The 11,809-nt window shown below is 52.3% G+C and carries 5 protein-coding genes; 2 read left to right on the forward strand and 3 right to left on the reverse strand.

What is annotated here, in order from left to right:
• The first annotated feature begins 139 nt into the window (after window positions 1-139).
• The gene (sov, locus tag IX84_RS14590; protein ID WP_044222362.1) at window positions 140-7,534 is read left to right on the forward strand and encodes a T9SS outer membrane translocon Sov/SprA; all 7,395 of its coding nucleotides are present in this window, start codon (window positions 140-142) and stop codon (window positions 7,532-7,534) included.
• Window positions 7,535-7,589: 55 nt separating this feature from the next.
• On the opposite strand, the gene IX84_RS14595 is transcribed toward sov, so the two are convergent.
• Window positions 7,590-8,720: an alkaline phosphatase gene (locus IX84_RS14595; protein WP_044222228.1), complete on the reverse strand. Its 1,131-nt coding sequence runs from the start codon at window positions 8,718-8,720 to the stop codon at window positions 7,590-7,592.
• Between the two features lie 80 nt (window positions 8,721-8,800).
• A complete protein-coding gene (dprA, locus tag IX84_RS14600; protein WP_044222231.1) occupies window positions 8,801-9,898 on the reverse strand; it encodes a DNA-processing protein DprA in 1,098 nt (365 codons plus the stop codon).
• A gap of 300 nt (window positions 9,899-10,198) precedes the next feature.
• On the opposite strand from dprA, the gene IX84_RS14605 reads away from it, so the two are divergent.
• Window positions 10,199-10,732, forward strand: a complete 534-nt coding sequence (locus tag IX84_RS14605; RefSeq protein ID WP_044222236.1) for an SH3 domain-containing protein — start codon at window positions 10,199-10,201, stop codon at window positions 10,730-10,732.
• Between the two features lie 33 nt (window positions 10,733-10,765).
• On the opposite strand, the gene IX84_RS31035 is transcribed toward IX84_RS14605, so the two are convergent.
• Window positions 10,766-11,485, reverse strand: a complete 720-nt coding sequence (locus IX84_RS31035; protein ID WP_052516020.1) for a glucosaminidase domain-containing protein — start codon at window positions 11,483-11,485, stop codon at window positions 10,766-10,768.
• Window positions 11,486-11,809 lie beyond the last annotated feature (324 nt).

Raw genomic sequence — 11,809 nt, forward strand, 5'->3', positions numbered from 1 at the left:
CGTTTATAGGTGAAACACCCTGAAAATTGTGTTCGTAAAAGGATTAGGATTAACAAGATTTTAACCCTTTTGATGCCCTGACTTTTTGATTTTCTACGGATTAAGCGATGCCTCGTGCAAGAATTCCATGATGTTGAATATGAATAAACTACTGATACTCGCTACGTTTTTGTGTGGGATAGCAACTATTGCCCTGGGAAGCGGCCCTCACCTAAAGGAGGACCCCTACAGCAGCAGCTACACGGTTGCTTCGGATACCATCCCGGACATCGATGAGCGTTTTGGCGACTTTCTGACGAACCCGAATTCCAATCCATTCGACCTCAATGACCCCGATGTCGTTCAGCAGAATGTGGAATTTGACCCGGCTACCGGCCAGTATATCATCACTGAAAAAATTGGGGAAGACTTCTATCGCCCGCCTACCTTTATGTCTTTTGATGAGTACCTCAATTTCCGTCAAAGACAGGATCAGCAGAATTATTTTAATGAGCTGGCGGGCATCAGCTCTACCGGGGCTACCGGGGCGCTTGACCCCATTGAGAAAATCGACGTGAAGGAAAACCTCCTGGAGCGCCTGTTCGGTGGCACGGAGGTGGACATCCGCCCACAGGGTAACATCGACCTCACCTTCGGCGTTAATTCCAGTATCACCGAACGCCCCGACCTCCCCGAACGGCAGCGGAACCTGACCAACTTCGACTTCAACATGAATATCAACATGAACGTAGTTGGTAAAATCGGGGAAAAACTGAACCTGACCACCACGTACAACACCAACGCCAACTTCAACTTCGACAACCAGATTAAGCTGGACTATAACTCCGACAACTTTGAAGGGGGAGAGGATGCTATCCTGCAGAAAATTGAAGCCGGTAACGTAAGCCTGCCACTCCGGGGCAACCTGATTCAGGGTGGGCAAAGCCTCTTCGGCCTGAAAACAGAACTGAAGTTCGGGCACCTGCGCCTGACGCCCATTGTCTCTCAGCAGCGCTCGCAACAGGAAAACATTCAAATCGAAGGCGGCAGCCAGGTGCAGGAGTTTGAAGTCCGCGCCGATGAATACGACGAAAACCGCCACTTCCTCCTGACTTTTTACAACCGCGACAACTTCAACCGCTCCCTGCAGAACCTGCCGCAGATCAACAGCCTCTTCAAAATCAAAAAACTCGAGGTCTGGATCACCAATGACCGGAATGAAGTAACGGATGTGCGGGATATCGTCGCTCTGGCTGACCTGGCTGAGCCGAACCGCCTGGTTAGCCCGGATAAAATTAATCAAAATCCATCCTGGAACAAGCGCGACCTGGTCAACCGGGACCTGCTCCCTGATAACTCCGCCAACGACCTGTACAGCCGCATCATCTCCCGTGGCGAACAGGTCCGGGATATCGACCGCGCGGTTTCTACCCTCAAAAACGACTTCGAGCTGCAGCAAACCCGCGATTTTGAAAAAGTAAGTGCGCGTAAGCTACAGCCTTCAGAGTATACCTTCCACCCGGAGCTGGGCTTCGTCTCCGTGAATATCAATGTGCAGCCCGATCAGGTGCTGGGCGTGGCTTTCGAATATGAGTACAACGGTAGCATCTTCCGGGTAGGGGAGATGTCGATCAACAACAGCACCGTTGGTACTGATACCACCGACCTGACGCCAAAGGTGCTCTTTGTGAAAATGCTGAAGAGTACCACGCAGCGGACCGACGTGCCGACCTGGGACCTGATGATGAAAAACGTGTACCCCATCGGTGCCTTCCAGGTGAATCAAGAGGACTTCCGCCTCGATATTTTCTACGATGATCCCGGCGCAGGCCAAAAGCGATTCCTGCCGGAGACCAACATCGCAGGCATTCCGCTGCTGCGCATTTTCAACCTCGATAGCCTGAATACGCAGGGGGACCCGCAGCCCGACGGTATCTTTGACTTTGTGCCCGGCGTAACCATCAACCCCCGAAACGGGCGGATCATGTTCCCGGTATTGGAACCCTTCGGGGAAGCTTTGGCCCGGCAAATTAATGACGAAGAACTCCGGCGAAAATACGTTTACGACTCCCTCTACCGGACTACCGTATTCCTGGCGCAGGAAGCTGCCGAGCAGAACCGGTTTATCATTCGGGGCGAATACAAATCGAGTGTCTCCTCAGAGATATCGCTCGGTGCCTTCAATATCCCTCCGAACTCGGTGACAGTGCGCGCCGGCGGGCAGGTACTACAGGAGGGCCGGGATTATGAGGTGGACTACACCATTGGTAAGGTCCGCATCCTGAATGATGCCATCCTGCAATCGGGCGTGCCGGTGAATGTTTCCTTTGAGGACAACACCCTTTTCGGCTTCCAGCAAAAGACGATGGTCGGTTTGAGGGCCGACTATGAAATCGATGAGAACTTTAACATCGGTGCGACCTTCCTGAAGCTTTTCGAGCGGCCGTTTACCCAGAAAGTAAACGTTGGAGATGACCCTATCAACAACAATATCTACGGGCTGGACCTCAACCTGAGCCGTCAGGCACCCTGGCTGACCCGTGCAGTAGATGCCCTCCCGGGCTTGTCTACGAAGGAACCATCCAATATCACGGTAGCTGCAGAGGTCGCCGCTATTCAACCTGGCCATGCCCGGGCGATCAGCCTGAACCCGGTGGACGAAGGGGGCGTGGTCTACATCGATGACTTTGAAGGCAGTGGTGCAAGCTTCGACCTCCGCGCTCAGGCCAACCGTTGGTTCCTGGCCAGTGTGCCGCGGAATGACGACCCGGGCGCAGAACAGCTTCTCCCGGAAGGGCAGCTCATCAATGACTTGCGCTACGGTGCCAACCGGGCTCTGCTCAACTGGTACCGGATCGATCAGGCGGCACGTGGCGGGAACGATAATGAGAATATATACACCAGCCAGGTGCCTCAGCTTGAGGTCTTCCCTAATTTGCAGCTACAGCCCAACCAATTACCGAACGTACAGACCTTTGACCTGCGTTATTATCCTACCCTCCGTGGCCCTTATAACTTTGATATCCCTGAAGGCTATCCCGGCTATACAAGAGGGGTGGAAACCTCCAATGGGCGGGTGGAACTCAAGGACCCCCAAACCCGATGGGCGGGTATTATGCGTGACATGACCACCAACGATTTCCAGTCTGCCAATATTGAATTCCTGGAATTCTGGATGCTGAGCCCTTTCCTGGACGAGTCCGGGCAGGGTGCTGCTTCTGACGCTGATGCCAAGCAGGGAGACCTCTATATCAACCTGGGTAACATTTCAGAGGATATCCTCCGGGACTCGCGCCTGTTTTACGAGAACGGCCTTCCCGGACCGACCAACCCCAGCCGCCCGACCAATGATACGGAATGGTCACGCGTGCCCGTTTCCCAACAGATTACCCGGGGCTTCGACATTGACGAGGCCACCCGTGAGCAGCAGGACGTAGGGCTGGACGGCCTGAATGATGCCGCCGAGCGGATCAAATACCAGGATTACATCGAGGCGATTTCGGCGACCAACCCGGTGGTGGGACAGCAGGTGGCAGAAGACCCTTCACAGGACAACTTCCGGTACTATAACGATGGGCAATGGCCTAACGAAGCGGGGGTCTACGAGCGCTACATCCAATTCAACAACCCGGACGGCAACTCCCGCTCCGCTTCTCAAAATACAGGTAACCAAAACCTCCGCCAAACCGGTACCAACATCCCGGATGCAGAGGACCTCAACCAGGACAATACCCTGAATGAATCGGAAACCTACTTCGAGTACAAGATCCCATTGCGCCGTAGCCTGGAGAACCCCGGTGAAATTGACCTTGAAGAGACACCTTATATCACCGACCGCAGGCAGGCTTCCAACGGACGGATCTGGTACCGTTTCCGCATCCCATTGACGGAGCCCGATAAGGCAGTCGGTGGCATCCGGGACTTCCGCTCTATTCAGTTTATGCGGATGTACCTGCACAATTTCAATGCGCCGGTGACGCTGCGTTTTGCCCGTCTCGAACTGGTCAGAAACCAATGGCGGCGCTATCGCCCGGACCTGTCTGAGGTAGGAGGCCCTGCCACACCGGAATGTATTGACGACGAGACCAACTTCACGGTCGATAACGTCAATATCGAGGAGAACAGCGGGCGTGAACCGTTCAACTACGTGCTGCCGGAAGGTATTCAGCGGGAACGGGCAGTAGGCGTTTTTACCAACCTGCAGAATGAGCAGTCCCTGTCGCTCAATATCGAAGACCTGTGTAACGGGGCGACCCGCTCGGTCTTCAAAGTCATCAACATGGACATGCGGGTTTACGAACGCTTCAAAATGTTCATCCACGCTGAAGAAAAGAATGGTACGGAGATTCCGGAGGGTGCTACCTCTATTTTCGTACGCCTGGGTAGTGACTTCCAGGGCAATTATTACGAATACGAAATTCCGCTGACGATGTCGGAAGTGGAGGACCTGTCGGGAGCGCCAACCAGCTCTTCCTATAAAAATGCAGTTTGGCGGCCGGACAACGGGTTTGACTTCGCGCTGAAAGACTTTGTAGAGCTTAAAAAGCGGCGCAACGAGGGCGGCGTAAACCTGAGCGAGGAATATGTCGAGCAGCAGCAGGTAGGCTCTAAGATTCACCGCCTGAAAATAAGGGGCAACCCCAGTGTGGGGCAGGTGAAAGTCCTGATGGTCGGGGTGCGAAATCAGTACGACTTTGTGACGGAGGACGAGAACTTCGATCTGGAGGTCTGGATAAATGAAATGCGGCTTACCGGTCTGGATGAGCGGGGCGGTGCCGCTGCTACTGCAAGGATTGATGCTCAGTTGGCGGACTTCGGTTCGATTGCTGCAGCTGGTAACATCAGCACTATTGGCTTTGGTGCATTGGACCAGAAAGTACAGGAACGGGCCCGGGAGCGGCTGACGGGCTATGACTTTGCGGTCAACTTCAATTTGGACAAGTTCCTGCCGGATAGCTGGGGGCTTCAGTTGCCATTCTACGCACAGTTGTCCAATACCACGAGCACACCGGAATTTGATCCTTACGATTTGGATATCCTGCTGGAAGATAAAATCAGGGATGCAGATAACCGGACCGAGCGCGATTCTATACGGGCTGCTGCCCAGGAGGTCACCACGATCAAAAGTGTGAACCTGACGAATGTCCGCAAAGAGCGGGCGAATAACAGTAAGGCAGCGATGCCGTGGGATATCTCCAACTTCAGCGCGTCCTATTCCTATACGGAGTCTGAGTTTCGGGATCCGATTATTGAGTTTAACGAAGAAGAGCGGCATACCGGCTCTATCGATTATGCCTTTAGCAGGCGGACCAACTACATTGAGCCTTTTAAAGGGATACAGGGCAATGCTTTCAAGATCATTTCGGAGTTTAACTTCAACCCGTTGCCTAATGCCTTTAGCTTCAGCTCAATCATGAACCGGGTGTTCGAAACGACGAGCTACCGCTTCACGGATGTGGCACCGGAGTACCGGACTTTCTACAACAAAAGGTTTACCTGGGACCGGGATTATGACTTGCAGTGGGACCTGACGAGAGCTTTGAAGTTCAATTTCAATGCGACCAACAGTGCTGTAATTGATGAGCCCAATGAATCTTTCCTGGTTGAGACCTTCGGGTTTGAACAAGCGCGGGAGATCCGGCGGGATAGTATCTGGACGAATATCCGCAACTTCGGCCGGCCCAAGAATTATCAGCATAACTTAAGCGTGGGATATGACCTGCCCATCAAGCACCTGCCCCTTTTGCAGGGCTGGGTGACAGCAAAGGTACAGTACCAGGGCAGCTACAACTGGACTGCTGCCGCCCTGAACGTGGATAGCCTTGGTAATGTCATTCAGAATAACCAAAACCGAACGGCAGACCTCGACTTTAACCTGGAGCGGCTTTATGACAAAGTAGATTACCTGCGGAAGATCAACCGGGGCTCAAGAGGCGGAGGTGGCGCAAACCGTTCGCGCAGCCGGCAGCCGAGTTCCCGTGATGATGACAAGAGCCAACAGGATGACGACGAGGATAAAAAGAAGAAACGCAATGGCCCATCGACCATCGAACGGGCATTGATCCGGCCGTTGATGCTGGTCCGGCGGGTGCGTTTTAATTATAATGAGCAGTTTTCGACTACAGTGCCGGGTTACATGCCGCAGTCCCAGATACTGGGTATGACGGATTTTGACTCTCCGGGCTGGGGCTTTGTGGCAGGTTTGCAGCCAAATATCCGAAACTTAACAGACGACCAGTTGTTCAACCCCAATCCAAATAATATTGAGGGAGATTGGCTGAGGGAAAACGAGCAGTGGATTACCGGGAGTTCCTTCCTCAACCGGGAGGTTATGCAGACCTATTCGCAGCGATTTGATGCGCGGGCTACCATTGAGCCTTTCCAGGACTTCCGCATTGACCTGGAGCTCAACCGGACTTTCACAGAGAATTACTCAGAGACGTTCAAGGATACCCTCCCCGGCGATGGCGTCCGGCGGCTGGTGCATACCATTCCCTACGAAACGGGCAGCACACAAATGACCTACAATGCGCTGAGTACGCTATTCCGGGACAGCCGGGATGATATCAGCGAGCTCTTTAATACTTTCGAAGCCAACCGCGTCATTATTTCCCGTCGTTTAGGAGTGGGAAATCATCAGGATGAAAACCTTAGCGCGCTGGGTTATACCCGGGGCTATGGTAATACACAGCAGGAGGTTATTCTGCCTGCTTTCATTGCTGCTTACCGGGATGTGGACCCCAATAGTGTGCGGTTAAATATTTTTGATCAAATGCCTTCTGTCAACTGGAGGATGCAATACAATGGCTTATCCCGGATTCCATTCTTTAGGGATATCTTCCAGAACTTTTCTATCTCCCACGGGTACCGGTCCACGCTTAGCGTGAATAACTTCCGGTCGAGCCTGCCGTTCCTGGCTACCCGGGCTACCGAGCCCATAGATACCGGGACGTTCAACTTTTATCCGCGTTTGGAGATTGCCGATGTGGTCGTTCAGGAACAGTTTGCTCCGCTGATTGCATTGGATATGACTCTGCAAAATGGTATAAGCCTGAATGTAGATTACAAAAAATCCCGTACACTGGCCCTGAGTACCGTCAACTACCAGCTGAATGAAACTCAATCCGAGGAGTTTACCGTTGGGTTTGGTTACCTGATCCGTAATGTAGACATTCCATTCCTGACAGGGAGCAATAAGAAGCGAGACCGTAAAAAGGAAGAAGAGGAGGAGCAAGACCCTAACCAGCAAAATCAAGGTAGGAATAACCGGCGAGGCGGCGGTGGCCGGGGTTTGCAAGGGCAGGACCTGGATATCAACTTCGATATGTCGATCCGGGATGATATCAGCTTTGCCCACCGGTTGGATGAGGGTATTCAGGAGCCTACCCGGGGTACTTATGCCTTTTCGATATCGCCTTCAGCAGAGTATGCAATCAGTCAGCGGCTCTCACTGCGCCTGTTCTTTGATTACCGGCGTACGGTTCCGGCTATTGGCCCGGCTGCGCCGAGAACAGATGCATCAGGGGGGGTTATCGTCCGCTTCCAGCTGAATTAAGCCCATAGGGTTTTGATGAAAAAAGCAGTTGCAGTACATCCGCAACTGCTTTTTTTTATTTCTCTTCTGCAGCTGTCTCCTCACCCCAACCAAGGGCTTGCACCATTTTATCGTAGATGGCAGTATTTTCATAAATGCCCCGGAAGAGTTCTGCCCGTGGTCCATAAGCAAAAACAGGCACGAGGCTGGCGGTATGGTTGTCTGCTGTCCACCCGGCAATAAGAGAGTCCCTGGTGGAGCCCGGCTGAATGGCATAGCCTCCGGTCTCGTGGTCGGCCGTGACGATGACCAGTGTTTCTTTATTACGTTTGGCAAAAGCCAATGCTTCGCCAACTGCCTCATCAAAGTCCAGCATTTCTGTAATCATGTATTCCTGGTCATTGGCATGCCCGGCCCAGTCGATCTGAGCACCTTCGACCATAAATATAAAGCCCCGGCTGCTGCGTTTTTGAAGAAACCGGGTCCCGATACGGGTCGCCGGTGGGAGGTACTTCCGCCCATCTTTGTTTTTGGGTGGGTCTTCCTTAGCTGTGAAATAACCAAAACCCCGGCTAAAGTCAGGCGTGATCGTATACAGCTCCGTTTCGTAGGCATCATAGATGTTATAGCCGTTCTTTCTCATGTCGCTAATGAGGTCCCGGCCATCTGTATCCCGGTTGTTGAAATAGCGCATGCCTCCTCCCATGAAAAAATCGATCTCTTTATTCGTGAGTTGTTCTGCAATATCTTCGTACTGACTGCGCAGGGGTACGTGTGCGAAAAATCCGGCCGGTGTGGCGTGTACTATAGAGGAAGTGGTCAGCAGCCCGAGTGCGTATTCCCGCTCTTTTGCCTGCTCAAAGATATTGGAGACTACATTGCCGCTGGCATCCAACCCGAGCGCACTTTTATTAGTCTTATGCCCGGTGGCAAAAGCTGTAGCCCCGGCCGCTGAGTCTGTGATCAGGTCATCCGCAGCGTAAGTTTTCTGAAGGCCAATGATATTAAATTGCTCAATATTCAGGGGCTTTTTATGGCTGTACATGCCGGCACTGATCTGGCCAATACCCATACCGTCACCGATCAGCAAGATGATATTCCGGGCAGGTGGTTCGCGCTCCAGAAGCTCCAGGTTAAGGTTCTCCGGGCTTTTGCAGCCAAATGGCAGCAAGAGTAAAAAAAGCAGGTAGTGTAGCTGAAACTTCATGAAAATGATTTTACGCGCTGATAACAGGGCGGTCGGGTTTGCCAATTCAAATCGCGCTAAGTTACAAAACCCACTTGTTTTCAGACAAGGGTATACCGCTTGCCCGGAAGCGTTCGAACGACCCCTTTAAACTCCAGCCCCAAAAGCAGCGCTGCCAGCTCACTGTTGCTTTGTTGCGTAGCGGCCGATATCTGGTCGACCGGCAATAAATCCTGTTGTTTCAGGAGTGCGACAATGGTCTCCTCTCCGGGCGTAAGGTCAGGGAAGAGTTCGCGCTGTATGCCCTGTTGAACATCTGACTTTTCCCAGCGCATCACGTAGGCAAGGTCGTCCACGCTTTCCAGTAAGTTGGCCCGGTGGCTTTTGATGAGCAGATTGCAGCCTGCTGAGGATCTGTCCCGTATCCGGCCGGGGACGGCAAAAACGTCGCGATGGTAGTCATTTGCCATCTTCGCACTAATCATAGACCCGCCCTGCCGCTGGGTCTCCACTACGATAAGAGCGTCACAAAGACCGGCAATAATGCGGTTGCGCATAGGGAATCGCTCCCGGTCGGGTTTCGTCTGACTGGGATATTCGGAGAGCAGCCCTCCGTTTTCAATCATTTCAAGAGCTGAATAGGTGTGTTGAGCCGGGTAGATGCGTTCCAGCCCGTGCGCAACGCAGCCTACTGTAGGGATTTCATTCGCAATACAGGCCCGGTGGGCGGCGATATCAATGCCAAAGGCCAGCCCGCTTACTACCGTTGCATTATAAGGTTTTAGCCCTTCCACCAGCTCTTCGCAGAAATGCACCCCCTGCGGGCTCGGCCGCCGGGTCCCGACAATTGCCACCGTACGTTTGGCATTTAGATCAGCGTTGCCTTTGTAATAAAGCAAAGGTGGGCTGTCGGGTAAATGCCTGAGCCGTTGTGGATACCCGGGGTCAGTGTAAAATAAAACCTTAATGCCATGCGCTTCAATAAAGTCCAGCTCGCGCTCTGCCATGAAAAGGGCATCTGAGTTGCGAATGTTGTGCAGGAGCTGAGCGCCGATACCCGGTACTCCCTTCAGTTCTTTTTCTGTCGCCTCGAAAACAGCTCTTGCTCCGCCACAGTAGCTCATTAGATTACGGGCTGTCACCGCACCAACTTTGGGGATGAGCGTCAAAGCGACCTGGTAGAAGATATCATCATTCATGTTAGTATAGCTGGCGCGGAGTAAACCTTCAGCTCATGAATCAAAATAGACTGGAATAACGGGTGAGAAGAACACCCTGCACAGACAAGACAGAATAGACAGTCAGCATAAAGTGCACTCAAAAAACAATGCGCTGACTAGCCGTTAACCGAAATATTGCTGCCCGAATGGGCAGGCTCGGAGGACAATTCCGCGTTAATTTATAATTTCGCTTCAAAGATAGGCTTTTCAGATTATGGAAGCAATTTTTTGTAGCTTTTTTGTAGTTTGTAACACAAAAAGCGTTGAAAACAATCTTGTATGAGTGAGCAGTCTGGTGGTATGTTACCAAAGGTAGAGATCCTCATCATTGGGGGCTTTTTTATTTTGTTTATGATTTGGGCGGTCTCCAAATGCGCGGCTACGCAGGAGGCCTACGAGGAACAGGCACAGCAGGAAGCCATAGAGGAGGCTCAGGCGGATTCCCTGCGCGGTGCCGGGCTGGTTGGCGACTATATGCCCCTGGATACTACCGTAAAGCCCCTAAAGAACCCGGCACCTGAAGCGGAAAGCGTTGAGCCGGCTATTTCCACACCGCTCTATGTCATCACACCTGCGCTGAATATGCGCACCGGGCCGGGCCTCCGCTTCAAAATCATGGAGCGCCTGGAGCTCTATGATGAATTGCAGTTTCTGGGTGAGGTGACGGATACGACACAACGCATTGACCTGGGCGAAATTACCGCAGAAGAACCCTGGGTAAAAGTACGCACGCCGAGTGGTAAGGAGGGCTGGGTATTCGGTGCCTGTGTCGACTACTACAAGCACGAGCTAAAAGGCGTCGAAACGGATTAGCGCCGCACAGGCAACCGCCACCCTCCCAAACGGCTACAGCCCATACACCCGGATCACCTCCAGCAATTGGGCAGCAAAGCCGGGCTCTTCCGAAAACCCTTTGTCCTGCAGTGCTGCCGCCCAGCCCCTGATATCATCTACGCCTAGTGTTTTTAGTTCGCTGTAGGGGCCGGTGGTAACGTAGAAACTGTGGTCCCTAAAGCTTGTCCATGCATTCTCATACTGCCTGAGGCAACGGCCATCATAAGCCTTTTCAGCCCCCTTCCAGTCCTCTGTGCAAGGCAACAGGAAGTGGTTGTTGCGCCCCTCTCCGGACCAGGGAGCTGTGCCCGCCTGACTGTGCAGCAGGGCACTCGCCAGGGTAACCGCTGCCGGTATTCCAAACTTGCGCTCTTCACTTTTTGCTACTTTGTCAAAGCGTTCAATGTATTGCTTAATTCGGTCTTGCCCGGTACGCTGCAGCCGCTCCAGGGCATTGGCCTTTTTAGGGCTGCGCGCCGCAGCGGTCAGGTCAAAATGCTCCGTTTGGCTGGCCGGAGCATCAAGGGTGGCATTTTCCGTATACCGCTCACTTTTGACGGCTTTTTCCTGTGGCGGTTCTTCCGGGCTTTGCTCCAGCTGCACCGGTGTATTGAGGTTGAGCTTAAAGCTGAGGTCTTTTTTTAAGGCTACAAAAATCAATAGGGCAGCAATGCTTAGCTTAAACCAGTTGCGCTGTAGATAATTTTTGATGTGTTCTGCTTGCGGGCTCATTTTTGATACATTTTGTTTCCTAAGATTGTGTTTAAAACAAAAGTAAAACAAAAAGTTTTTATTTGCAACCCCTGTAAACAATTTGTAGACTATTTTCTTCATCTGCCCCGGAATAGGTGGTTGTTTTCACCTTTGGAATCCTGCATCTTTAGTCAACCACCAAATTCAAATTGATGCAGAGCACTATTCCAATGATTAGCTTTTTGTGGACTGTATGGCTTTTGCTCAGGTACATAGCCCTTTCATCCATATCGGTCAGTTTGCGGACTTGGCAGAGGCTACCAAAGTGGCAGTTGTCAGCGATCCACAGGCGGTATACAACCA

Source organism: Phaeodactylibacter xiamenensis (assembly GCF_000759025.1).
GTDB classification, from domain to species: Bacteria; Bacteroidota; Bacteroidia; order Chitinophagales; family Saprospiraceae; genus Phaeodactylibacter; species Phaeodactylibacter xiamenensis.